The following is a 23,007-nucleotide window of genomic DNA, read 5'->3' as shown; positions in this document are numbered from 1 at the left end:
GGCTGCGGCTGGGGAAGCGCCGCGATCGGTGGTGCCCTGACTGGTGTGTAGCGGGTGGTGCTGACAGTTCTCAGGTGCCGGTGGACGGACGGCCGCCGCCCCGGCGGCGGGACGGCGGGACGTCGGGCTGCATCCCCGGCAGCGGCGGGGTGCCGCCCGGCAGGTGCCGGGCCCGCAGCTCGGTGATCTCCTTCTCGAAGTCCTCGAGGGAGTCGAACGCCCGGTAGACGCTGGCGAAGCGGAGGTAGGCCACCTCGTCCAGCTCCCGCAGCGGCCGCAGGATCGCCAACCCGACCTCGTGGCTCGGCACCTCTGCCGCGCCGCTGGCCCGGATGGCGTCCTCGACCTGCTGGGCCAGCTGGGCCAGCTGGTCCTCGTCCACCGGACGGCCCTGGCAGGCCCGCCGGACCCCCGCGACGACCTTGGCGCGGTTGAACGGCTCGCTCACCCCGCTGCGCTTGACGACGGCCAGCACCGCCTCCTCGACGGTGGTGAACCGGCGCCCGCAGGCGGGGCAGGAGCGGCGGCGACGGGTGGTCGCCCCCTCGTCGGCCTCCCGGGAGTCGATGACCCGGCTGTCGGGGTTGTGGCAGAACGGGCACCGCACGGCGATCCACCTCCTTCCGGAGCCTCGCTAGCAGAGCCTGTCCGCCGGCGGCGCCTGTGGACCCTCCTGGGGACATCCGGTGGACGTCCGGGGGAGAACCTGAGGGCGCCGTGTGGACGGACTCACAGCTCTGCAACTACTAGATGTAGGGGAACCCTAGGCAGGGCCCCACTACATGTGCAAGAGGACGCACGCGCGTTGTGTTCCACCGAGACCCGCCCGTGACCTGCCGCAACAACTCGCCGCAGCCGTCACACGACACGCCGCGCGACGCGCCCGCCGGCTGGCCGGTGATGCGGTAGAGGGGCATGCTGCGCGACACCGCGCCCGGTCCGGCGGGGCCGGGAAGGGCTCGATCCGACGGCCGGCGGACCGCCGGCCTCAGACGCCGGTGAGCGTGTCGTCCCAGCGCGCGCTGCGCGGTTGCGGCACCGACTCGCCCCGCCCGACGCCACCGAGCCGCATCGGCCGGGTGAGCAGGTCCGGCTCGAGCGACGGCGCGCCGGGCTCACTCCAGGAAGCGCCGGACACCCCGGGCCAGGTGTCGTCCGACCGGGCGCCCCAGGCCCCGGCAGCGCGGGCGGCGGGCGTGCGGACGTCGACCGGCGAGTCGGTCACCGCGGGCCAGACGCCGGTGTCGGCGGCGCGGTGCCGGCCCGATCCGGACGGCGACGCCGGGGCCCGGTGCCGCCCCGCCCGGACCCCCACCGCCGGGAACTCGGCGGTCTCGCCGACGACCCGCGAGTCGGCGCGCCGCCGGCCGGCCGGGTGCACCGCGCGGCTGGCGGCGTCCTCGCGGACGGCGGGCAGCTCCCGAACCTCCCGGGCCGGGCGCGCGCCGGGCGCCGCGGGCCGGCCGCGGCGGACCGGCCCGGTGGCGGAGACTCCGGAGAGGCGCAAGCTCCGCGTGGCCGCCGGGTCCTCCGCCGGGGCCTCCGCGGGCTCCGGCGCGACGGCGAGGTGCGGCTCGGGCAGCCGCAGGCTCTCGAGGTCGGTCCAGGTGGACTCCTCGACGCCACCCATGGTCAGGCGCACCCAGACCTGGCAGGCGCCGCCGGCGTCGTGCCGCCAGCCGAGGAGCGACCCGGGCAGCCACTCCCCCGCCGCGTACACCTCGACGTTCTGCGGCTGACTGGTGAACACCGCTGCACGACTCTCCATGGCGCCTGACACGCGACGACGGTAAGCGGTGAGACCAGTACGGAGCGTGAAGGCACGGGTACTGAGGGTTGACGAAGTCAGCGCCCGGATGTTGTCGGAGTCTTCGCGGGACGAGTCGGAACCCGGGACCACACCCTGCGCTCACGGCAGCTGGAGGACCTGACCCGGGACGACACCCGCACCCTCGAGCCGGTTGAGCTGCTGGATCTCGTAGACCACCGCGCGCACGTCGTCGCCCTCGTCGGCCACTGCGGCCGCGATCGACCACAGCGTGTCACCCGGCTCGACCACCACCGTGCTCACGCCCGCGAGACGCAGGTCGTCCCCCGCGCCGCCGGTGACCAGCGGACCGACCCAGGAGCCGAGGCCGACCGCCGCCGCCAGCCCGAGGACGACCAGCAGCCGGCGGGCACGCCGGGTCAGGCGCAGCGGAGCCGCGGACGGGCGTGAGGGCGTGGCGCAGCCGCCCCGGACCGGGCGCCCGGTCACCGAGGGCCGCCCGGACGGCGCGGAGGACGCCGGCCGGGCCGGCGGGGCGAGCGGGGACGGCGAACGGCCCACCCGCTCGCCGGGCCGGACCGACCGTTCCGCCCGCACGGGCCGCGCGGCCTCCATCGGGCGATCACCCGTGACGGACCGGAGCGAGGGCCGCCAGGGCGCCTGCACCGCCTCGTCGAAGTCCAGGACTGCCTGCTGCACGCTTGCCACGACCCTCTCCTCCCGCCGATCCCGACATCCCGTCACGGTCGAACGCCTGTTCGAATCGAACGTCCGTGCGAATGTCTACCGGAGGGGCCCGACAGAAGCGACCCGACGCGTCGGGACTTCGAACGTGTGTTTGAAAATTCCGTTCGACAGCGCTACGGTCTGCCACCAAGGACGGACGGACGGCGCGATCCGGCGACGGGGCCGGCGGCGAGGAGGAGACGTGGCGGGCACGAGGGGGACGTCCGGCGGTCGCCGGACGGCCGGTGACGGCGCCGGCACGACCGGCCGGCGCCGTGCGGCGGAGACGGCCGGCACGACGACGGACGACGCACCGGCCGCCGTGCGGTCCTTCCCGGACCGGGGCGAGGCCGGCGACGGCCTGACGCAGCGGCAGCGGCGGGTGCTCGAGGTCATCCGCGACTCGATCGAGCGGCGGGGCTACCCGCCGTCGGTGCGCGAGATCGGCGAGGCCGTGGGACTGTCCTCGGCGTCGTCCGTGGCGCACCAGCTCTCGGTGCTGCAGAAGAAGGGCTGGCTGCGCCGCGACCCCAACCGGCCGCGCGCCCTCGACGTGCGCCTGCCCGGCGAGCACGGCCCGGCCGCGCTCCCGGCGGCGGAGGAGACCGGCACCGCCGCGCCGACCTACGTGCCGCTCGTCGGCCGGATCGCGGCCGGCGGCCCGGTTCTCGCCGAGCAGGCGGTGGAGGACGTGTTCCCGCTGCCCCGCGAGCTGGTCGGTGAGGGGACGCTGTTCATGCTCAAGGTCGCCGGCGACTCCATGGTCGAGGCGGCGATCTGCGACGGCGACTGGGTCGTGGTCCGGCAGCAGCCCACCGCGGAGAACGGTGAGATCGTCGCCGCCATGATCGACGGCGAGGCGACGGTGAAGACCTACAAGCGCCGCGACGGGCACGTGTGGCTGCTGCCGCACAACCCGGCGTACGAGCCGATCCCCGGGGACGACGCGACGATCCTCGGCCGGGTCGTCACCGTCCTGCGCCGGGTCTGAGCCGACGACGGCGCGGGGCTCAGACGGTCCCGCGCCGTCGGATCAGCAGACCGCCCAGCCAGACCACCACGGTGGCCACGGCGGCGGCGATGAGGCCCGCGGTGAACGCGGGCGGACCTGACGCGGGGTCGGCCTCGGCCGAGCCCTGCGCGGCGGCGGCGACCGGCGCCAGCTGCGCCGTGGCCGGCACGAGGGTCACGTCGCCGGGGAGGCCCTCACCGGCGACCACCAGCTGCCGGTCGTCGGCGCTGAAGCTGATCGCCTCCCCCTGTGGAGCCGAGGGCAGCGCGATCCGCACGGGCGCCGCACCCAGGGCGCCGGCCACGTCGGAGCCGGACAGCGGCCAGACGTAGGCGTCGGTGTACGTGCGCAGCGCGAGCAGCGTGCCGTCACGCGACACCGCTCCCCCGGTGGCCATCAGCTGGCCGGCGCGGCCGACGGGACCGCCGTCGGTGCCGGTGAGCGTGAAGTTGACCGAGGCCACCCTCTCCAGCGCCACCGTGCCGCCGTCGGCCAGGGCGGCGGTGGGCCGGTAGACGCCGCTGGCCCCGAGGATCTCCTTGGTGACCAGGTACGGCGTCCCGTCCGGCGCCAGCAGCAGCGACTCGGCGTCGTGCGGCCCGTCGGGGTAGGTCATGCGGAACACCCCGGTCGACCCGTCGGGCCGCAGGGCGAGGAGCGCGACCGTGGGCCGGTCGGCCCGGTTGTCCCCGATGTCGGCCAGCCACACGGTGCCGTCGGCACCGACCGCGAGGTCCTCAGGGTCGTAGGGGTCGACCGGCGCGGTGTGGACCTCGACGATCTGGCAGGCCGGGTCGAGCACGTAGACGGCCAGCTCCACGCCGCCGTCGTTGATGGCCACCATGCGGTCGCCCAGCACCACCAGGCCGGACAGCTCCCCGAGCCGGGGATCGGTCACCTGGCACAGGGGATGCGGCGCGGTGGCGTCGGCCGCGGCGGCCTCCTCCGCGGCCGCGGGGACGGCGCCGGCGACCACGAACGCCGTGGCCAGGGCCACCGCCGCCGGCAACGGACGCGCCCGCACGCGACTAGGCGGACCGCCGGCCGGCTCGGGCACGTACCCAGCGTGACAGAATGGACGCGTCGAGTGCATGCACCACGCCCAACAGCAGGATGCCCACGGCGCCGCCGACGACCGCGTCGGTAACCCAGTGGAAGTCCAGGGACACCATCGCCGCGCCCGCGGCCACGGGGCCGAGGATCGACAGCCACCGGAACGCCCGCTGCACCGGCGCGGGCAGGCCGAACTCGACCGCCTGCCAGCGGGCCACGCCCCACATCAGCACCGCGTTCGCGACGTGCCCCGAGGGGTAGGAGGCGCCGTCCCGGTGGAAGAACGACCCAGGGTAGGACGGCGCCGTGCGCCCGGCGCCGTACTTGAAGCCGTACACGACCGCGGTGAGCAGGGCGAGGGCGACGAGGACGCGCAGCAGCGGCACCAGCGTCCGGCGCCGCCAGCCGAGGTAGCCGACCAGCGCCGCCAGGACGATGAGGATGAACCCGCGCCCGCCGAGCTGGGTGACCGCCCAGACCGGCCAGTAGGCGCCCGACTCCTTGATGCCCCAGGAGCTGACCACCTCGGAGACGCGCAGGTCCATGCGTTCGAGCGAGCCACGGCTGAACAGGTCGACCGAGACGGCCACGGTGACCACGCCCGCCAGCGCGAGCAGCCACCACGGCGGCCGGCCCGGCGACACGACGGCCGGGGCCCGCGCGTCGCCGGCTTCGGCGACGACGGAGGCCTCACCGGGGCCCCGCCGCATCGCGCCGATCGTCACGGCGTCACGGTACCGGGTCCCGTGACCCGTTCGTGATCTCGACCTGCCCGAACGGCTCAGACCGATGGGGCGGCGAACTCCTCCAGGGTCGCGGCGAGGGCGCCGTCCACCCGCGCGGTCAGGCGCGTGCCACCGGTCTCGTGCTGCTCCGAGAGCACCTCGCCGTCGCGGTGCATGCGCGCGACCAGATCGCCGCGCCCGTAGGGCACGAGGACCTCGACGTCGACGTCCGGGTGCGGCAGCCGCGCGGCGATGATCTCGCGCAGCTGGTCGATCCCGTGCCCGGTGCGGGCGGAGACCCAGACCGCGCCGGGCAGCGCCTGGCGCAGGGTCAGGACGTCGTCCTCGGTCATCGCGTCGACCTTGTTCACCACGACCAGCTCCGGCACCGCCGACGCGTCGATCTCGCCGAGCACCGTGTGCACCGCCTGGATCTGCCCCAGCGGGTCGGGGTCGGACCCGTCGACCACGTGCACGAGAAGGTCCGCCGCGGCGACCTCCTCCAGCGTCGACCGGAAGGCGTCGACCAGCTGGTGCGGCAGGTGCCGCACGAAGCCGACGGTGTCGGTCAACGTGTACTCGCGGCCGTCCGGGGACTCCGCCCGGCGGACCGTCGGGTCCAGCGTGGCGAACAGCGCGTTCTCGACCAGCACCCCGGCACCGGTCAGCCGGTTGAGCAGGCTGGACTTGCCGGCGTTGGTGTAGCCGGCGATCGCCACGCTCGGAACGGCGTTGCGGCCGCGGTTCGCGCGCTGGGTGGCCCGCGCGGTCGACATGCCGGCGATCTCGCGGCGCAGCTTGCTCATCCGCGACCGGATCCGGCGACGGTCCGTCTCGATCTTGGTCTCACCGGGACCGCGGGTCCCGATGCCGCCACCGCCGGCCACGCGGCCACCGGCCTGCCGCGACAGCGACTCACCCCAGCCGCGCAGCCGCGGCAGCATGTACTGCATCTGGGCCAGCTCGACCTGGGCCTTGCCCTCCCGGCTGCTGGCGTGCTGGGCGAAGATGTCGAGGATCAGCGCGGTCCGGTCGACCACCTTGACCTTGATGATCTTCTCCAGCGCGTTGAGCTGGCCGGGGGTCAGCTCACCGTCGCAGATCACGGTGTCGGCGCCGGTGGCGGCGACGATGTCGCGGATCTCGGCGGCCTTGCCGGAGCCGACGTAGGTGCCGGCGTCGGGCGTGGAGCGCCGCTGGCTGACGGCCTCGAGCACCATCGATCCGGCCGTCTCGGCGAGGGCGGCGAGCTCGGCGAGGGAGCGGTCGGCGTCGGCCGCCGTCCCCTCGGTCCAGACCCCGACGAGCACGACGCGCTCGAGGCGCAGCCGCCGGTACTCGACCTCGGTGACGTCGGCGAGCTCGGTCGACAGCCCCGCGACGCGGCGGAGCGCACCGCGCTCCTCGAGGGCGTAGGAGCCGGTGGTGTCGTCCGGCTCCTCGACGAGGGGGAATTCGGAAGCGGTTGTCATCGGCTCCAGCGTGACACGGGGGTCCGCCGCGGTCACCTGGGTTTGTGCACTGGATGTCATCACCGGGTGCAACACGTCAGGGCTCCGGATGCATCCCGAGGTAGAGCGACCAGTGCTCGGCGTCCGGGTCCTCGGGACGGCGGGCGTACTCGTCGAGGAGGCCGTGCAGCCGCCGGCGGAACTCCTCCAGGTTCTCCGGGGACAGCCGCAGACCGAGGCGGCTGCTCTGCAGGTGCTGCTCCCCCACCTCGCCCACCTCCTCCAGGAAGGCGGCGAGCATGGGGTCGCGCCGGGGCGGCGGCCGGTCGTCGACGTCCATCAGCCAGCTCTTGCCGGTCGCCCGGTAGGGCACCTCGCGCGATCCGCGGGTGCCGCGCCGGTCCGGCTGGGCGGCCAGGAACCCGGTGTCGACCAGGGTGCGCACGTGGTGCAGGACCGTCGCGGGGTTGCGTCCCAGCCGCTCGGCCAGCTCCTTGTTGGTCAGCGCCTCCGACCAGCACATCCGCAGGATCCGCAGGCGGACGGCGGAGGCGACGGCGCGGTACTCGGCATCGCTCGCCCTGCGCTTGGGCCCGCGGATGTGCGGGGCGCCGTCCTCCGTCACGCCGACGAGCCTAGGCGACACGCCGTCCACTGATTGACTTTTCCCAATCACTCGACGGATGCTGCCCCGGTGAGCACGCCGGCCGGCCTCTGGGCGCACCGCGACTTCCGTCAGCTGTGGGCGGCCGAGACGGTCAGCCAGCTGGGCACGCAGATCACCCTGCTGGCGCTGCCGGTGCTGGCGGTCACCCTGCTCCACGCCACGCCGCTGGAGATGGGCGTGCTGACCGCGCTGGAGACGGCGGCCTTCCTCGTCATCGGCCTGCCCGCCGGAGCCTGGGTGGACCGCTGGCGGCGCAAGCGGGTCCTCGTCGCGAACGACCTCGTGCGGGCGGTGGCGCTCGCGACGCTGCCGCTGGCCTACGTCCTCGACGTCCTCACCCTGTGGCAGCTGTTCGTCGTCGCGGCGGTCACCGGCACGGCCACGGTCTTCTTCGACGTCGCCTACCAGAGCTACCTGCCCACGCTGGTCGACCCCGACCAGATCGTCGACGGCAACGGCAAGCTGGAGAGCAGCCGCGCCGTCGCCCAGGTGGCCGGGCCCGGGATCACCGGCGTCCTGCTGCGGGTCCTCGGCGCCCCGGTGCTCATCGCGTTCGACGCGCTGTCCTTCCTGATCTCCGCGCTGTTCATCGGCCGCATCCGGCACGTCGACACGGTGCCCGACCGGGCCACCCGCCGGTCGCTGCGGGCCGAGATCGCCGAGGGGCTCGGGTTCGTCGTCCGGCACCCCCTGCTGCGCCGGATCGTCGCCTGCACCGGCACCGCCAACTTCGCCTCGGCGATGAGCGGGGCCCTGCTGGTGCTCTACGCGCTGCGCGAGCTCGGGCTCTCGGAGAGCACCGTCGGCATCGTCTTCGCCGCCGGCTCCGTCGGCGGGCTGGTCGGCGCGGTCACCGGCGCCCGGTTCGCCCGCTGGGTCGGCGAGGGGCGCGCCATCCCGCTGTCGTCGCTGGTGATCATGCCGTTCACCGCGCTGATCCCGCTGGCCGTCGTCGGCGCGCCGGCGGTGCTGCTGGTCCTCGGCTGGTTCGGGTTCAGCTGGGCGGTCGTCGCCTACAACATCACCCAGGTCAGCTTCCGGCAGCGGCTGTGCCCGCCGCACCTGCTCGGGCGGATGAACGCCTCGGTGCGGTTCATCGTGTACGGCACCCAGCCGCTCGGCGCCCTGATCGGCGGCGCGCTCGGCGGCTGGATCGGCGTCGTGCCGACGCTGTGGGTCTCGGTCGCCGTCGGCGGCCTGGCCGCGCTGTGGGTGGTGGCCAGCCCGCTCATGGGCATGCGGGAGCTGCCGCGCGAGCTGGCGGCCCCGCATGAGGAGCCGGTCGCCGGGTAGGGGCCGCGCATGAGCAGCAGCACCAGTGGCGAGATCGACGACCCCGGCCGCGACCCCAAGGGGCTCGACCCGCCCCGCAACGTGATCTTCGGGGGCAGCCAGGACACCGGCCAGGGACAGCCGGCGGGCGAGGGCAACGTCGGACCGGCGGACAAGCCGGAGCCGCCGACCGAGGAGCCGGAGACCCGCGCCGACAGCCCGGACAACCCTTAGCCCGCGAGCCACTCCCCGGAGAGCTCCCCGGCGGCGACGAGGACGGCGGGACCGGTGAGCACCGTCGTCCCGTCGCCGATGCGGACGGTGAGCCGCCCGCCCGGCACGTCGACGACGACGGTGCCGCTGTCGGTACCGCTCGCGGTCACGGCGGTGTAGGCGGCCGCCACGGCCCCGGTGCCGCAGGAGCGGGTCTCCCCGACGCCGCGCTCGTGCACCCGCAGGCGGATGTGCCGGCCCGGGTCGAGCACGTTGACCACCTCGACGTTGACGCCCTCGGGGAACAGGGCGGGGTCGACGACGGGAGCTGCTGCGAGGTCGACCGTGTCGACCGGCACGTCGGTGAGGCAGGCCAGATGGGGATTGCCCATCGACACCGCGAGCCCGGGCAGCGAGCCGCCGGGCACCTTGGCGTCGCCGCGACCGAACGGGCGGGCCGGCCCCATGTCCACCCAGTAGCCGCCGCCGGGCACCGCCCCGACCCGACGCGGCCCGCCGCGGGTGCCGACCAGCACCCCGGCCTCGCAGGCGCCGCGGTCGAGCAGGCCCTCGCTGATCAGCGCGTGCAGGAACAGCCGGATCCCGTTGCCGCACATCTCCGCGTACGAGCCGTCGGCGTTGCGGTGGTCCATGAACCACTCGCAGCGGTCGAGGTCCGCGCCGAGGACCTCGCGCGCGTCGGCGACGTGGATGCTGCGGACGAGGCGCAGCACGCCGTCGCCGCCGAGCCCCGCCCGCCGCTCGCACAGCCGGCGGACGAGCTCGGGGGTGAGCCGGTCGTCCGGCCAGGCGGTGCCGTCGGGGTCGGGCAGGACGACGAAGTCGTTCTCGGTGCCGTGCCCCTTCAGCACCCGCTCGCTCATGAGCCGATCGTACGTTCGCCCACGTGCGCGGCGACCGCGTCGGCCAGGTCGGGCCGGGCCGCGTCGAACCAGGTGAGGGTGGCGTCGCGGCGGAACCACGAGCGCTGCCGGCGCACGAACCGGCGCGTGGTGCTGACCGTCCGCTCGCGCGCCTCGGCGGCGGTGAGCACGCCGTCGAACTGGGCGAGCACCTGCGCGTAGCCGAGCGCGCGCGACGCCGTCGGGCCCTCGCGCAGGCCCTCGGCGGCCAGCGCCTCGACCTCGGCGACGAACCCGGCGGCCCACATGCGGTCCACCCGGACGGCGATCCGCTCGTCGAGGGCGGCCGGCTCTCGGTCCAGGCCGATGCCGACCACCGGGTAGTGCGGGGCCGGCTCCGGCAGGGTCGCCCGGAACGGCTCGCCGGTCAGCTCGACGACCTCGAGGGCGCGGACGATCCGCCGCCCGTTGCTCGGCAGGATCGCGGCGGCCGCCTCCGGGTCGAGGGCGGCCAGCCGGGCGTGCAGCGCCGCCGGACCGGCCGCGGCGAGCTCGCCCGCCAGCCGGGCCCGGACCGCGGGATCGGTCGCCGGGATGTCGAGCCGGTCGAGGACGGCGCGGACGTAGAGCCCCGAGCCGCCGACCAGCAGGGGGACGACGCCGTCCGCGCGCAGCCGGTCGATCACCGCCCGCGCGTGCCGCCGGTACTCCGCCACCGACGCCGGCTCGCGGACGTGCCACAGATCGAGCACGTGGTGCGGCACGCCGCCGCGCTCGGCGGCGGTCGGCTTGGCGGTGCCGATGTCCATGCCGCGGTAGAGCTGCATGGAGTCGGCGTTGACCACCTCGCCGCCCAGCCGGGTGGCCAGCTCGACCGCGAGCGCGGTCTTGCCGGTGGCGGTGGGCCCGACGACGGCGACCACCGGCGGCAGCCCCGTCACGTCACGTGCCAGTCGGCGACGAGGTAGCCGACGCCGAAGGGCGCGTCGTCGAAGCGCAGGGTCGCGGTGACGTTCCGCGCGACGCAGGCCGCCCCGACCACGCGCCACGTGGGCACTCCGGAGGCGAGCAGCCGCCGCCCCTCGTCGGCGTCGAGGGCGGCCAGCGCCGCGGCGTCCCCGGCGGCGAGCGCGGCCGAGACGGCGGCGTCGAACGGAGCGGCCGCCTCGTCCAGGTAGCCGGGCGCCTTGAGGGTGCGCCGCGCCGACCCGTCGCCCATCGCGAGCACGCCCACGTGCCCCGGCAGCCCGGCGAGCACCGCGGCGAGATCCCGCGGCCCGACGCCGAGGCGGGTCCCGGCGTGGCCGGCCTCGCCGAGCAGCCAGGCGCCGAGCGTGTGTGCCAGCGGAAGGCGCCGGCCGCCGGGACGCGCCGGGCCGGAGAATTCCACCTCGAGGTCGACGCCGAAGCCGCGCAGGTCGCCGGCGTCCCCGGGGCCGAACCGCAGGCCGGCCCCGGCGCCGTCCCCGACCACGACGACGACCTCCGGCCTGCCGGCCAGCAGCGCGGCGACCGCGTCGGCGCAGGCCGCGCGCAGGCCGGCGGTCTCCGCGGCGGCCCGACCGGCGACGACGGGCGGCAGCAGCGGCGGCGACGGGCAGAACGCCACGGCGACCGTCGACCCCGCGACGGCGGGGGACGCGGGCGGGACAGCACTCACGGCGAGCAGTCTCTCCGATGCGGCGTGGGACACTGCGGTCCGTGTCGAGCACGGAGAACCCCGGAGACGGGACGCAGCAGGTTCTACCGCCGGAGACGGCGACGTCCGACGCCGTGACGCCGGAGGCCGGTACGCCGGAGGCGCCGGCGCCCGGCGACGCGGCGCCGGCCGACCCGACGACGGAGGCTGCGGAGTCCCCGGCCGCGTCCACCGGAGCCAGCGAGGAGCCGGCCGCCGAGGTGACGCCCGAGGTCGCCGTCGCGCCGGAGCTGCCCGAGCCGCCCGCACCCACCCCGGCCGCCGTCCCGACCCACGCACCGAACCCCGCCGTCGAGATGCCGGCGCCCGACCCCGTGCCCGCCGCCGCGGCGAGCGACCCTGGCCAGTGGGGCCGCGTCGACGAGGACGGCACGGTCTACGTCCGCACCGCCGAGGGCGAGCGTGCGGTCGGCTCCTGGCAGGCCGGCGACCCCGCCGCGGGGCTGGCCCACTACGCGCGCCGCTACGACGACCTCGCCACCGAGGTGTCGCTACTGGAGGCCCGGCTCAAGGCGCACACCGGCAACCCGAGCGAGCTGAAGGCCAAGGCGCAGGCCCTGGCCGATTCGATCCCCACGGCCACAGCGGTCGGCGACCTCGAGGGACTGGCGGCCCGCGCCCGCGCGATGGTCGGCACCGCCGATGAGGCCGCGGCCGAGTCCCGCGCCGAGAAGGCCGCCGCCCGCGCCGCGCAGATCGCCCGCAAGGAGGCGCTGGCCGCGGAGGCGGAGCAGATCGCCGCCGAGTCGACGTCCTGGAAGGCCGCGGGTGACCGGCTCAAGGCGATCGTCGAGGAGTGGAAGACCATCCGCGGCATCGACCGCAAGACCGACGAGGCGCTCTGGTCGCGCTTCGCCGCGGCCCGTGACGCCTTCGGCCGCCGCCGCGGGGCGCACTTCGCCTCCCTGGACGCGCAGCGCAACGAGGCCCGCGCGGCCAAGCAGGAGCTCATCGCCGAGGCGCAGCGGCTCTCGTCGTCCACCGACTGGGGCGCGACCTCGGCCGCCATGCGCACCCTCATGGACCGCTGGAAGGCCGTCCCGCGCACCGGTCGCGACGGTGACGACGACCTGTGGAAGCAGTTCCGCGCCGCCCAGGACGTCTTCTTCACCGCGCGCGGCGAGCAGGACAAGGCGCGCAACGCCGAGCAGCTGGCCAACCAGCAGAAGAAGGAGGAGCTGCTCGCCGAGGCCGAGAAGCTCGACCCGACCACCGACCTGCGCGGCGCGCAGAACGCACTGCGCAAGATCCAGGAGCGCTACGACGCGATCGGCCACGTGCCGCGCGGCGCGATGCGGTCCCTGGAGGACCGGATGCAGGCGGTCGAGCAGCGGATCCGCGGCGCCGCCGACGCGGGGCGCGCCCGCAGTGCCCCGGAGAACCCGATGGTGACCTCGATGCGCGCGGCGGTGACCAAGGCCGAGGAGCAGCTGGCCAAGGCCGAGGCGGCCGGGGACGAGCGCCGGATCGAGGAGGCGCGGGCCAATCTCGCCACCCGCCGGGAGTGGCTCGCCGAGGCCGAGAAGTCCGCCGGCCGCCGCTGAGCCGGACGACTCCGCTCGGTCACCCCACGCCGCCGTTCTCTCCCCTTGCGCCGCCCGGCTCCGCGGGCGGGCAGGGCCGGATCACACTGCCGGCCATGACGCACTTCCTTCTCGTGCACGGGGCGTGGGGCGGGGGCTGGGCGTGGGACGAGGTCGTCTCGCGTCTGGAGCGTGACGGTCACCGGGCCACCACGGTCCAGCTGGTCAGCGCCGGGGCCGACCCCGCCGCGCTGGGCGACCTGCAGGCCGACGCCGAGGTGGTCCGCGCCGCGATCCGGGACGCCGGCGAGCCGGTCGTGCTGGTCGGCCACTCCTACGGCGGCATGGTGATCACCGAGCTCGCCGACGATCCCGGCGTCGCGCACACGGTGTACCTGACGGCGTTCTGGCCGCAGCGCGGTCAGGCCGTGCAGTCCTTCCTGAGCGAGGGGCCCATGCCTGCCTGGATCGTGCCCCGGCCGGACGGCAACTTCGAGGTCAGCGACGACGTCGACGCCGTCCGCGAGGGGCTCTGCGCCGACCTGACCCGGGAGCAGGCCCAGGAGTTGCGGGACCGGCTCGTCCTCCAGTCGGGCACGGCGTTCACGGCGACGAGCACGGCGCCGGATCGGACGCATCCGGTCACCTACGTCATCTGCGAACAGGACCGCGCCATCCCCGCGGAATTGCAGGAGGCGTTCGCGCAGCAGGCCGACCACGTCGTCCGGCTGCCCTCGGCGCACGTCCCGCAGTGGTCGATGCCCGACCGGGTCGTCGAGGTCCTGGAGTCGCTGTCCCAGGAGGCTGCGCGCGCTCCCGCGCCGGCGGGCTGAGCAGGGGCTCAGGCCGGCGCGCCGATCCTCGGCATGCCCAGCAGGATGCCGGGGGTGGTGGGGCGGGTGCCGGCCTCGCTCGCGTCGCCGGCCCGGGTGCGCCGGTGCGAGAGCAGCGGGCCGTCGGCGACCAGGTGGTGCGGCGCGGCCTGGGTCAGGACGGTCTCGACGACGTCGCCGGGCCGGACGCCGTCCGTCGCCGTGAAGTGCACCAACCGGCCGTCGCGGGCGCGGCCGGTCATCCGGCCACGGACGGCGTCCTTGCTGCCCTCCCCCGCCGCGACCAGCAGCTCCACGGTGGAGCCGATCAGCGCGCGGTTCTCCGCCCAGCTGATCTCCTCCTGCAGCGCGATCAGCCGCTCGTAGCGCTCCTGGACGACGGCCTTCGGCAGCTGGTCCGCCATCTCGGCGGCCGGCGTCCCCGGGCGCTTGGAGTACTGGAAGGTGAAGGCGCTGGCGAAGCGGGCCCGGCGGACGACGTCGAGGGTCTGCTCGAAGTCGGCGTCGGTCTCGCCGGGGAAGCCGACGATGATGTCGGTGGTGATCGCGGCGTCGGGCATCGCGGCCCGCACCCGGTCGATGATCCCCAGGTACCGGTCCTGCCGGTAGCCGCGGCGCATCCGGCGCAGCACGTCGTCCGACCCCGACTGCAGCGGCATGTGCAGCTGGTGGCAGACCGCCGGCGTCTCGGCCATCGCGGCGATGACGTCGTCGGTGAACTCCCGCGGGTGCGGGCTGGTGAACCGCACCCGCTCCAGCCCGTCGATCCCGCCGGTCGCCCGGAGCAGGTCGGCGAAGGCGCCGCGGTCGCGGAACTCGACGCCGTAGGCGTTCACGTTCTGACCGAGCAGCGTCACCTCGAGCACGCCCTGGTCGACCAGCGCCTGTACCTCGGCGAGGATCTCCCCCGGCCGGCGGTCCTTCTCCCTGCCGCGCAGCGCCGGGACGATGCAGAACGTGCAGGTGTTGTTGCAGCCGACGCTGATCGACACCCAGCCGGAGTAGGCGGAGTCGCGCTTGGCGGGCAGGGTCGACGGGAAGACCTCCAGCGCCTCGGCGATCTCGACCTGGGCCTCGGCGTTGTGCCGGGCGCGCTCCAGCAGGGCCGGCAGGGAGCCGACGTTGTGGGTGCCGAAGACGACGTCGACCCAGGGCGCCCGGCGGACGATCTCCCCGCGGTCCTTCTGCGCCAGGCAGCCCCCGACGGCGATCTGCATCCCGGGGTGGGCATCCTTGACCGGCCGCAGGTGGCCGAGGTTGCCGTAGAGCCGGTTGTCGGCGTTCTCCCGGACCGCGCAGGTGTTGAGGACGACGACGTCGGCGTCGCTGCCCTCGGCGGCGGGCCGGTAGCCGGCGGCCTCGAGCAGGCCGGACAGCCGCTCCGAGTCGTGCACGTTCATCTGGCACCCGTAGGTGCGCACCCGGTAGGTGCGCGCGGCTGCCCCCAGCTCGGTTCCCATGACGGACCGAGGGTACGGCGAGCCGATCGGGTGTCTCCGCTCCACCGCCCGAGTTTCGGACCGAGTGCCCTTGTCTCCACCTGCGGGACGGGAGGACCCTGTCCGCCAGCGACGATCGGTCGGCCCGTCGGGCCACCGAGCCGGGACCGTGAGGACTCCGGCCGGCTGCGGTCGGGCAGCCGACCCCGAGGGATCTGCTGGGGGTTTCCATGCCGTGGCACATCCCGGCCAAGTACTACGAGGCCTGCAACTGCGCGTACGGGTGTCCCTGCAACATGAGCGGCTTCCCCACCCACGGCTTCTGCGAGGGCAACGTCGCCTTCCAGGTCACCGAGGGTGAACGGGACGGCGTCGACCTCAGAGGTGCCAAGGTCGCGGTCGGTGTCGCGTGGCCCGGCGCGATCCACGAGGGCAACGGCAAGGCGGCGGTGTTCATCGACGCGACCGAGGAGCAGCGGCAGGCCCTCGTGCCGATCCTGACCGCGGAGGACCCCGGACTGCCGTGGGAAATCCTCGCCGCGACGCTCACGGAGCTGCACGGCCCGTTCTTCGAGCCGATCGAGATCGAGGACGCCGGCATCGACTCGCGCGTCCGGGTCGGCGACAGGTTCGCGATGACCCTGCAGAGCTTCACGGACCCGGTGAGCGGGGAGAAGCACGAGGCGCACATGGTGCTGCCGACCGGCTTCATCTTCACGGACGGACACATCGGCACGAGCTCGGAGAACCGCGTGTCGGCGGACGGCGTCGCGTTCGACCACGCCGGCAACAACGCCTTCTACTCCGAGGTGGAGTGGTCCAGCGAGAACCGCATGGCACCGGTCATCACGCCACGGGCGTCGGCATGACGGCGGGCGTGGGAGAAGAGCGACCACCGGCCGGCACACGAGGGGCCCACATGACCTCCCCGCTGCCAGGCCACCCGGCCGGGGCGAGGCACGTCCGCTGGTCCTACCGCGAGCTGGAAGGCCGCACGCTGGCCGCCACGCTGGTCCTCCTCCTCGGCCTCGCCGGGGTGGCGTGGTGGGTCACCGTCGACACCGCCGGGGAGATGTCCCCCATGGTGAGCGGCCTGGCCGATGTCGGCAGGGCGATGCCCTTCGACATGAGTGCGGCCCTGTTCATGGCTGTGTGGCTCACCATGATGGTCGCGATGATGTTCCCCACCGTTGCACCGATCGTGCTGCTGCACCGGCTGGTCATGCGCCGTCGGGGGGACGGACCGCTGCCGAGCGCGGTCTTCGCGCTGGGCTACCTCACCGTGTGGACGGCGCTCGGCATCGTCCCGTTGCTCGTGCTGTACGCCTTTCGGCAGGTCACCGAGCCGTCGGGCTGGGTCACCCGGATGGCCGGTGCGGTCCTGGTCCTCGCCGGCGCCTATCAGTTCTCCCGATGGAAGGACACCTGCCTCCGGGCTTGCCGCAGCCCGATGACGTTCCTGGTCTCGCACGACTTCGGCACGGGACTGCGTAGGACCTTCCGCACCGGCGTCGCCCACGGCCTCTACTGCGCCGGCTGCTGCTGGGCCCTCATGGCGGTGTTGTTCACCGTCGGCCTGATGAACCTGAGCTGGATGGCCGGGATCGCCGCCGTGTTCCTGGCGGAGAAGACCTGGCGGCACGGCGTCGCCCTGACGCGAGTCGTCGGCGTCACCGTGGTCCTCCTGGGACTCCTCGTCCTGGCCCGGCCCTCCATCCTGAGCGCGCTGAGCAGCGCGGCCGGGGGCCAGAGCCGCATGTGAACCGGGCCCTGACGGGCGCGTTCGTTACGCCTTCGCGATCGCTAGGGTCCGTTGGGGACCGAGGGACATGAATCCGTAGGCCTGGAGCCGCTCGGAGTCGTGCACGTTCATCTGGCAGCCGAAGGTCCGCACGCGGTAGGTGCGGGTCTCGGGCTGCGGGTTCGCGGTCTCCATGTCAGGAGCGAGGGTACGGCGCACGCCAGGGGCCGGGTCACGAGCGCGGGCAGGGACCGCCCGGCGCGCCGCTGCGGGTTTCGTTACTGCTTCGTGACGGCCGGGTCCGTTGGCCACCACCCGCCGCCCCTAGGGTCGGAGCCGTGGCCAGCCCGACGAACGCCGAGCCCCTGCTGCGGCTCACCGGCGTCAACAAGTGGTTCGGCGACCTGCACGTCCTGCAGGACATCGATCTGACGATCGAGCGGGGCGAGGTGGTCGTCGTCATCGGCCCCTCCGGGTCGGGGAAGTCGACCTTGTGCCGGGCCATCAACCGGCTGGAGTCGGTGCAGCAGGGTGAGATCGCCATCGACGGCCGGCCGCTGCCCCAGGAGGGCAAGGAGCTGGCGAAGCTGCGCAGCGACGTCGGGATGGTGTTCCAGAGCTTCAACCTCTTCGCCCACAAGACGGTCCTGCAGAACGTCACCCTGGGGCCGGTCAAGGTGCGGCGGCAACGCAGAGCCGACGCCGAGCAGCGTGCCCGTCAGCTCCTGGAGCGGGTGGGCGTCGCCGCGCAGGCCGACAAGTACCCGGCGCAGCTCTCCGGCGGCCAGCAGCAGCGGGTCGCGATCGCCCGCGCGCTCGCCATGGATCCCAAGATCATGCTCTTCGACGAGCCGACGTCGGCCCTGGACCCGGAGATGATCAACGAGGTCCTCGACGTCATGACGTCGCTCGCCCGGGACGGCATGACCATGGTCGTCGTCACCCACGAGATGGGCTTCGCCCGTCGGGCCGCCAACCGGGTCGTCTTCATGGACGGCGGCCGCATCGTCGAGTCCAGCGACCCGGAGACCTTCTTCACCCGGCCCACCTCCGGGCGGGCCCAGGACTTCCTGTCCAAGATCCTCCACCACTGATCCGGAAGAGGGACGCACATGCGCATCACCAGGTACGCGGCCGCGGCGGCCGCAGCCGGCATCGTGCTCGCCGGCTGTTCGAGCGAGGCCGGCCAGAACGCCGAGCAGCAGGCCGAGAACACCCGGGAGGTCGCCGAGGACGTCTCGTTCGAGGCCGGCACCACGATGGCCGAGTTGAACGAGGCCGGCACGGTCACCGTCGGCACCAAGTTCGACCAGCCGGGGTTCGGCCTGCTGAACCCGCAGACCGACCGGCCGGAGGGCTTCGACGTCGAGATCGCCGAGATCATCGCCGCGGAGCTGGGCATCGATCCCGAGAACGTCGAGTTCGTGGAGACGGTGTCGGCCAACCGAGAACCGTTCATCGAGAACGGCCAGGTCGACTTCGTGGTCGCCACCTACACGATCAACGACGAGCGCAAGCAGCGGGTGGACTTCGCCGGCCCCTACTACGTCGCCGGCCAGGACATCATGGTGGCCAAGGGCAACCCGGAGGGCATCAAGGGGCCGGAGGACCTGGCCGGGAAGGCTGTCTGCTCGGTCGAGGGCTCGACCCCGGCGCAGAACATCCGGGACAACTACCCCGAGGCCAACCTGATCACCTACGACGTCTACTCCAAGTGCGCCGACGACCTGCGCAACGGCAACGTCGCGGCGGTCACCACGGACAACGTCATCCTCACCGGCCTGGTCGCGGGCAGCCCGGACGACTTCGAGCTGGTGGGCAACCCGTTCACCGAGGAGCCGTACGGCATCGGCCTGACCAAGGGCGACGACGAGTTCCGCTCGTTCATCAACGACGTCCTCGAGGCGTCCTACGAGGACGGCCGCTGGGCCGACGCCTGGGACGCGACCGTCGGTCAGATCACCGGCGAGGAGGCCCCCGAGCCGCCGTCGGTCGACCGCTACTGATCGGCGCGGGCGTGGGGACCGGGCGCCCCCCGGTCCCCACGCCACGCCGCTGCACCGCTCATCCGCGAGGTCCCGAGGAGAGGAGGAGACGTGTCACTCGTCGTGGACAACTTCCCGCTGCTGCGCAGCGCCTTCCTGACGACGCTCTCGCTCGCCGTCCTCAGCGGCATCCTCGCTCTGGTGCTCGGCACGGTCCTGGCCGGGATGCGGGTCAGCCCGATCCCCCCGCTGCGCGGCCTGGCGACCTTCTACGTGGAGGTCTTCCGGAACACCCCGCTGACGGTGGTCTTCTTCTTCCTCTTCTTCGGGATCGTCCAGATCAACCTGCAGTTCCCGTCTCGGTTCCTCACCGCTGTGGCCGCCCTGTCCCTCTACACGGCCGCGTTCGTCTGTGAGGCGCTGCGGTCGGGCATCAACGCCGTCCCGCCCGGGCAGGCCGAGGCCGCCCGCGCCCTCGGCCTGGACTTCCGGCAGACCCTGGGGACCGTCGTCCTCCCGCAGGCCTTCCGCACCGTCGTGCCGCCGCTGGGCAACGTGTGGATCGCGCTGGCCAAGAACACCTCGATCGCGGCCGGGTTCGCCGTCACCGACCTCACCGCCGCTCTGCAGCGGTTGGCCAATGCCAACGCCGACCAGCTGGTGGCCGTGTTCGTCGCGATCATCGCGGCGTACCTGCTGATCACCCTGCCCTCGGCCTGGGTGATCCGCGCGGTCGAGAAGCGGGTGGCGATCGTCCGATGAGCTCCCCCGTCCTCTTCGACCTGCCGGGACCCCGGGCGCGGCGCCGCCAGCGCATCGGCACGGTCGTCGGCGGCCTGCTCGTGGCCGTGCTCGTCGGCCTGGCGCTCTGGCAGCTGGGCAAGAACGAGCAGCTGGACGCCGACCGCTGGGCGATCCTTTTCGACCCGTCGTCGGGCGTGCCGCAGGCGCTGTGGGACGCGCTGCTCAACACGCTCGCGGCCGCCGCGGTCGGCATGGTGCTCGCCACCGTCCTGGGCGCGCTGCTCGCGGTCGGCCGGCTCTCCGACCACGCCTGGGTGCGCGCCCCGGTCACCGTGGTGATCGAGTTCTTCCGGGCCGTGCCGCTGCTGATCCTGATCCTGTTCTGCCTGCTCTACCTGCCCGCGGTTGGCGTGCCGATGACCGCGTTCCGGGCCCTGGTCCTCGGGCTGACGCTCTACAACATGGCCGTCCTGGCCGAGATCTTCCGGGCGGGGATCCTGTCCATCGACCGCGGCCAGCGCGAGGCGGCGTTCGCCCTGGGAATGCGCAAGACGCAGGTCATGACGTCGGTCCTGCTCCCGCAGGCGGTTCGCCGGATGCTGCCGGTCCTCGTGGCGCAGCTCGTCGTGCTGCTCAAGGACTCCTCGCTGGGCTTCATCGTCGGATACCTGGAACTGCTCCGGCAGGCCCGCAGCCTGGTGGAGTTCTTCAACTTCCGCTTCGGCGACACCTACACCTTCCAGCTCTACGTCGGTGCCGCACTGATCTACATCGTCGTCAACGTGCTGCTGTCCTGGCTGGCCCGCTTCGTCGAGCGGCGTACCCGCCGCAGCACCAGGGCGGCGACCGCCGACGTCGAGCTGGCCGCGGACGTGCAGATGGACGGGGGCGGCGGAGGTGTGGTGCCGGTCCGCTGACAGCGCCCGGCGCCGACCGGCGCGCCGCGCGGCCACGTCCGGTCAGGACGGCGACACTGACCGCCGTCATGGAGACGATCCTCGCCCGCAGCCCGCGCTACCTGCCACCGGTGCCCCGCTCCGGGGACCCCGAGCAGGTGCAGCAGGACGCCGCCCAGGAGTTCGTCGCCCGGCTGCGCGCGGCCGCCCCGCTGTTCGCCGCGGCCGCGGGGGCGCCGACCGCCGTGGTGGTCGAGGCGGTTCCGCCCGCCCGGCACCGCCGCAGCCGGTGCCGCGTGGTGCTGCGCGCCGCCGACGGAGGCGAGACCGACGTCGTCTTCCTCGGCCCCGCCGGTCGTCCCGGCGCGGCCTTCCGGCTCGGGTTCGACGTGCAGATCCAGCGGTGGCTGGGCGAGGGGGCGCCCCGGGACGCTGCCTGGCTGGTCGCGGACGCGGACGCGCCGGGCGGTGCGGCGGTGGACATCCCCGCCTGGGTCGCCGCGACCTGAGATCGGGTGGGCGGACGAGTTTCGCCCGGCGCCCGATTGCGTCACGATGGGGCTGCCGCGCGACGGCGGTCGCGCGGCTTGCCGCGGACGCGCGCCCGCGGCCGCATGGAGGTGCGGTATGACCGCGATCGCCCCGAGCCCGATCGTCAGCCGGCCGAGCCCGGTCGCGCATCCGGAGAAGGGCTCCCGGTTCCTGAGTCTCCTGCGGACGACGGACCACAAGGTCATCGGCCTGATGTACCTGGCGACCTCCTTCGCCTGGTTCGTCGTCGGCGGGCTCATGGCGATGCTCATGCGCGCCGAACTGGCCCGGCCGGACCTGCAGTTCCTCTCACCCGAGCAGTACAACCAGCTGTTCACCATGCACGGCACGATCATGCTGCTGTTCTTCGCGACGCCGCTGTTCTTCGCCTTCGGCAACCTGATCATGCCGCTGCAGATCGGCTCCCCCGATGTCGCGTTCCCGCGGCTGAACTCCTTCTCGTACTGGCTCTTCCTGTTCGGGAGCTCGCTGGCGGTGGCCGGGTTCCTCACCCCCGGCGGCGCCGCCGACTTCGGGTGGACCGCCTACACCCCGCTGTCCGATGTCACCAACTCACCGGGCGCCGGCCCGAGCCTGTGGATCGCGGGGCTGGCGGTCAGCGGCCTCGGGACGATCCTGGGCGGCGTCAACTTCGCCACGACGATCGTCTGCCTGCGCGCGCCCGGCATGACCATGTTCCGGATGCCGATCTTCACCTGGAACACCCTGGTCACCAGCCTCCTCGTGCTGCTGGCGTTCCCGATCCTCACCGCGGCGCTGATGGCCCTGCTCGCCGACCGCAACGTCGGGGCGCTCGTCTACTCGGATGAGAACGGCGGCCCGATGCTGTGGCAGCACCTGTTCTGGTACTTCGGGCACCCCGAGGTCTACATCATCGCGCTGCCGTTCTTCGGGATCATCACCGAGGTCATCCCGGTGTTCAGCCGGAAACCGCTGTTCGGCTACAAGGGCATGGTCTTCGCCACGCTCTCGATCGGCTTCCTCTCCCTCGCGGTGTGGGCGCACCACATGTTCGCCACCGGCGCGGTGCTGCTGCCCTTCTTCAGCTTCCTGACCTACCTCATCGCCGTGCCGACCGGGATCAAGTTCGTCAACTGGATCGGCACGATGTGGAAGGGGAAGATCAGCTTCGAGACGCCGATGCTCTGGTGCATCGGCTTCCTGGTGACCTTCCTGCTCGGCGGGCTGACCGGTGTGCTGCTCGCGTCGCCGCCGCTGGACTGGCACATCTCCGACACGTACTTCGTCGTGGCGCACTTCCACTACGTGGTGTTCGGCACCGTGGTGTTCGCGGCGAACGCCGGGATCGCGTTCTGGTTCCCGAAGATGTGCGGCCGGATGCTCGACGAGCGGCTCGGCAAGCTGCAGTTCTGGATGACCTTCATCGGGTTCCACGGGACGTTCCTCATCCAGCACTGGCTGGGCAACGAGGGCATGCCGCGGCGCTACGCCGACTATCTGGAGACCGACGGGTTCACCACGCTGAACACGATCTCGACGATCTTCAGCTTCGTGCTGGGCGCCTCGATCCTGCCGTTCCTCTACAACGTCGTGCACTCGTGGCGGTACGGGGCGCTGGCGGTGCGCGACGACCCCTGGGGCCACGGCAACTCGCTGGAGTGGGCGACGTCGTCCCCGCCGCCGCGACACAACTTCCTGGAGATCCCGAAGATCCGCTCCAACCGGCCGGCGTTCGAGGCGCACTACCCGCACCTGCTGCAGCGGCTGCAGGACGAGGCTCACCTGGGCCGGCGCCACGAGCCGTACGCGGGGGTCAGCGAGCTCGGCGGGACGGAGGGGCAGCGGCAGGGCCCGAAGGACCCCGACCCGTCCTGAAAGCCGGCG

The 23,007-nt window shown here is 73.5% G+C and carries 25 protein-coding genes; 13 read left to right on the top strand and 12 right to left on the bottom strand.

The features are described 5' to 3' along the window. Positions 1 to 70 precede the first annotated feature (70 nt). From nrdR to ACWIYF_RS07445, 3 genes are all read right to left on the bottom strand, one after another. Positions 71 to 607: a transcriptional regulator NrdR gene (nrdR, locus tag ACWIYF_RS07455; protein ID WP_448627478.1), complete on the bottom strand. Its 537-nt coding sequence runs from the start codon at positions 605 to 607 to the stop codon at positions 71 to 73. A gap of 381 nt (positions 608 to 988) precedes the next feature. Further along, a complete protein-coding gene (locus ACWIYF_RS07450; RefSeq protein WP_448627477.1) occupies positions 989 to 1,780 on the bottom strand; it encodes a hypothetical protein in 792 nt (263 codons plus the stop codon). 129 nt (positions 1,781 to 1,909) lie between these two features. Further along, the gene (locus tag ACWIYF_RS07445; protein ID WP_448627476.1) at positions 1,910 to 2,476 is read right to left on the bottom strand and encodes a LysM peptidoglycan-binding domain-containing protein; all 567 of its coding nucleotides are present in this window, start codon (positions 2,474 to 2,476) and stop codon (positions 1,910 to 1,912) included. Between the two features lie 220 nt (positions 2,477 to 2,696). On the opposite strand from ACWIYF_RS07445, the gene lexA reads away from it, so the two are divergent. After that, positions 2,697 to 3,485: a transcriptional repressor LexA gene (lexA, locus tag ACWIYF_RS07440; RefSeq protein ID WP_448627475.1), complete on the top strand. Its 789-nt coding sequence runs from the start codon at positions 2,697 to 2,699 to the stop codon at positions 3,483 to 3,485. Positions 3,486 to 3,504: 19 nt separating this feature from the next. Here lexA and ACWIYF_RS07435 read toward each other — a convergent pair whose 3' ends face one another. The 4 genes from ACWIYF_RS07435 to ACWIYF_RS07420 all read right to left on the bottom strand — a co-directional run bounded on the left by ACWIYF_RS07435 (position 3,505) and on the right by ACWIYF_RS07420 (position 7,360). Continuing rightward, positions 3,505 to 4,530: a hypothetical protein gene (locus ACWIYF_RS07435; RefSeq protein WP_448627474.1), complete on the bottom strand. Its 1,026-nt coding sequence runs from the start codon at positions 4,528 to 4,530 to the stop codon at positions 3,505 to 3,507. Positions 4,531 to 4,534: 4 nt separating this feature from the next. Beyond that, positions 4,535 to 5,284, bottom strand: a complete 750-nt coding sequence (locus tag ACWIYF_RS07430; protein ID WP_448627473.1) for a phosphatase PAP2 family protein — start codon at positions 5,282 to 5,284, stop codon at positions 4,535 to 4,537. A 56-nt stretch (positions 5,285 to 5,340) separates the two neighbouring features. Further along, the gene (hflX, locus tag ACWIYF_RS07425; RefSeq protein ID WP_448627472.1) at positions 5,341 to 6,756 is read right to left on the bottom strand and encodes a GTPase HflX; all 1,416 of its coding nucleotides are present in this window, start codon (positions 6,754 to 6,756) and stop codon (positions 5,341 to 5,343) included. A 76-nt stretch (positions 6,757 to 6,832) separates the two neighbouring features. Beyond that, positions 6,833 to 7,360 (bottom strand): ArsR/SmtB family transcription factor, encoded by a 528-nt coding sequence (locus tag ACWIYF_RS07420; RefSeq protein WP_448627471.1) that lies wholly within the window; start codon positions 7,358 to 7,360, stop codon positions 6,833 to 6,835. A gap of 69 nt (positions 7,361 to 7,429) precedes the next feature. Between ACWIYF_RS07420 and ACWIYF_RS07415 the strand changes: the two genes are divergently transcribed. Both ACWIYF_RS07415 and ACWIYF_RS07410 read left to right on the top strand, forming a co-directional pair. Further along, the gene (locus ACWIYF_RS07415; protein WP_448627470.1) at positions 7,430 to 8,695 is read left to right on the top strand and encodes an MFS transporter; all 1,266 of its coding nucleotides are present in this window, start codon (positions 7,430 to 7,432) and stop codon (positions 8,693 to 8,695) included. Between the two features lie 9 nt (positions 8,696 to 8,704). Further along, entirely contained in the window at positions 8,705 to 8,908 is a 204-nt protein-coding gene (locus tag ACWIYF_RS07410; RefSeq protein ID WP_448627469.1) for a hypothetical protein, read from the top strand. On the opposite strand, the gene dapF is transcribed toward ACWIYF_RS07410, so the two are convergent. From dapF to ACWIYF_RS07395, 3 genes are read right to left on the bottom strand one after another with little or no spacing between them, the layout of a single operon-like run. Beyond that, positions 8,905 to 9,771, bottom strand: a complete 867-nt coding sequence (dapF, locus tag ACWIYF_RS07405) for a diaminopimelate epimerase (protein ID WP_448627468.1) — start codon at positions 9,769 to 9,771, stop codon at positions 8,905 to 8,907. The genes ACWIYF_RS07410 and dapF overlap by 4 nt on opposite strands. Next, complete coding sequence (miaA, locus tag ACWIYF_RS07400; RefSeq protein WP_448627467.1) at positions 9,768 to 10,691, bottom strand: tRNA (adenosine(37)-N6)-dimethylallyltransferase MiaA; 924 nt, start codon at positions 10,689 to 10,691, stop codon at positions 9,768 to 9,770. The genes dapF and miaA overlap by 4 nt, the downstream gene beginning before the upstream one ends. Next, entirely contained in the window at positions 10,688 to 11,410 is a 723-nt protein-coding gene (locus tag ACWIYF_RS07395; protein WP_448627466.1) for a hypothetical protein, read from the bottom strand. Before ACWIYF_RS07395 ends, miaA begins: the two co-directional genes overlap by 4 nt. A 41-nt stretch (positions 11,411 to 11,451) precedes the next feature. On the opposite strand from ACWIYF_RS07395, the gene ACWIYF_RS07390 reads away from it, so the two are divergent. Both ACWIYF_RS07390 and ACWIYF_RS07385 read left to right on the top strand, forming a co-directional pair. Continuing rightward, positions 11,452 to 12,993, top strand: a complete 1,542-nt coding sequence (locus tag ACWIYF_RS07390) for a DUF349 domain-containing protein (protein WP_448627465.1) — start codon at positions 11,452 to 11,454, stop codon at positions 12,991 to 12,993. A 95-nt stretch (positions 12,994 to 13,088) separates the two neighbouring features. Beyond that, on the top strand, positions 13,089 to 13,805 hold the full coding sequence (locus ACWIYF_RS07385; protein WP_448627464.1) for an alpha/beta fold hydrolase: 717 nt from the start codon (positions 13,089 to 13,091) through the stop codon (positions 13,803 to 13,805). Positions 13,806 to 13,813: 8 nt separating this feature from the next. Here ACWIYF_RS07385 and miaB read toward each other — a convergent pair whose 3' ends face one another. Beyond that, on the bottom strand, positions 13,814 to 15,265 hold the full coding sequence (gene miaB, locus ACWIYF_RS07380) for a tRNA (N6-isopentenyl adenosine(37)-C2)-methylthiotransferase MiaB (protein WP_448627463.1): 1,452 nt from the start codon (positions 15,263 to 15,265) through the stop codon (positions 13,814 to 13,816). Positions 15,266 to 15,474: 209 nt separating this feature from the next. Between miaB and ACWIYF_RS07375 the strand changes: the two genes are divergently transcribed. After that, positions 15,475 to 16,113, top strand: coding sequence for a DUF1326 domain-containing protein (locus ACWIYF_RS07375; RefSeq protein ID WP_448627462.1), 639 nt, complete (start codon positions 15,475 to 15,477; stop codon positions 16,111 to 16,113). A gap of 50 nt (positions 16,114 to 16,163) precedes the next feature. Next, positions 16,164 to 17,006 carry a DUF2182 domain-containing protein gene (locus ACWIYF_RS07370; RefSeq protein ID WP_448627461.1) on the top strand — a complete coding sequence of 281 codons (843 nt, stop codon included), beginning with the start codon at positions 16,164 to 16,166 and terminating at the stop codon, positions 17,004 to 17,006. 24 nt (positions 17,007 to 17,030) lie between these two features. Here ACWIYF_RS07370 and ACWIYF_RS07365 read toward each other — a convergent pair whose 3' ends face one another. After that, on the bottom strand, positions 17,031 to 17,180 hold the full coding sequence (locus ACWIYF_RS07365; RefSeq protein WP_448627460.1) for a hypothetical protein: 150 nt from the start codon (positions 17,178 to 17,180) through the stop codon (positions 17,031 to 17,033). A gap of 170 nt (positions 17,181 to 17,350) precedes the next feature. Here ACWIYF_RS07365 and ACWIYF_RS07360 point away from each other — a divergent pair, with 170 nt between their 5' ends. The 6 genes from ACWIYF_RS07360 (at position 17,351) to ctaD (ending at position 22,998) form a co-directional block, all read left to right on the top strand. Continuing rightward, entirely contained in the window at positions 17,351 to 18,079 is a 729-nt protein-coding gene (locus tag ACWIYF_RS07360) for an amino acid ABC transporter ATP-binding protein (protein ID WP_448628732.1), read from the top strand. Between the two features lie 18 nt (positions 18,080 to 18,097). Then, positions 18,098 to 18,991, top strand: coding sequence for a glutamate ABC transporter substrate-binding protein (locus ACWIYF_RS07355; RefSeq protein ID WP_448627459.1), 894 nt, complete (start codon positions 18,098 to 18,100; stop codon positions 18,989 to 18,991). A gap of 90 nt (positions 18,992 to 19,081) precedes the next feature. Continuing rightward, positions 19,082 to 19,732: an amino acid ABC transporter permease gene (locus ACWIYF_RS07350; protein WP_448627458.1), complete on the top strand. Its 651-nt coding sequence runs from the start codon at positions 19,082 to 19,084 to the stop codon at positions 19,730 to 19,732. Next, entirely contained in the window at positions 19,729 to 20,631 is a 903-nt protein-coding gene (locus ACWIYF_RS07345; protein ID WP_448627457.1) for an amino acid ABC transporter permease, read from the top strand. Before ACWIYF_RS07350 ends, ACWIYF_RS07345 begins: the two co-directional genes overlap by 4 nt. A gap of 68 nt (positions 20,632 to 20,699) precedes the next feature. After that, positions 20,700 to 21,119, top strand: a complete 420-nt coding sequence (locus ACWIYF_RS07340; protein ID WP_448627456.1) for a hypothetical protein — start codon at positions 20,700 to 20,702, stop codon at positions 21,117 to 21,119. Between the two features lie 118 nt (positions 21,120 to 21,237). Continuing rightward, positions 21,238 to 22,998, top strand: a complete 1,761-nt coding sequence (ctaD, locus tag ACWIYF_RS07335; RefSeq protein WP_448627455.1) for an aa3-type cytochrome oxidase subunit I — start codon at positions 21,238 to 21,240, stop codon at positions 22,996 to 22,998. The last annotated feature ends 9 nt before the right edge of the window (positions 22,999 to 23,007 follow it).

This window comes from Geodermatophilus sp. URMC 64, assembly GCF_053502555.1.
This window is presented reverse-complemented; position numbering and strand designations above follow the sequence as displayed.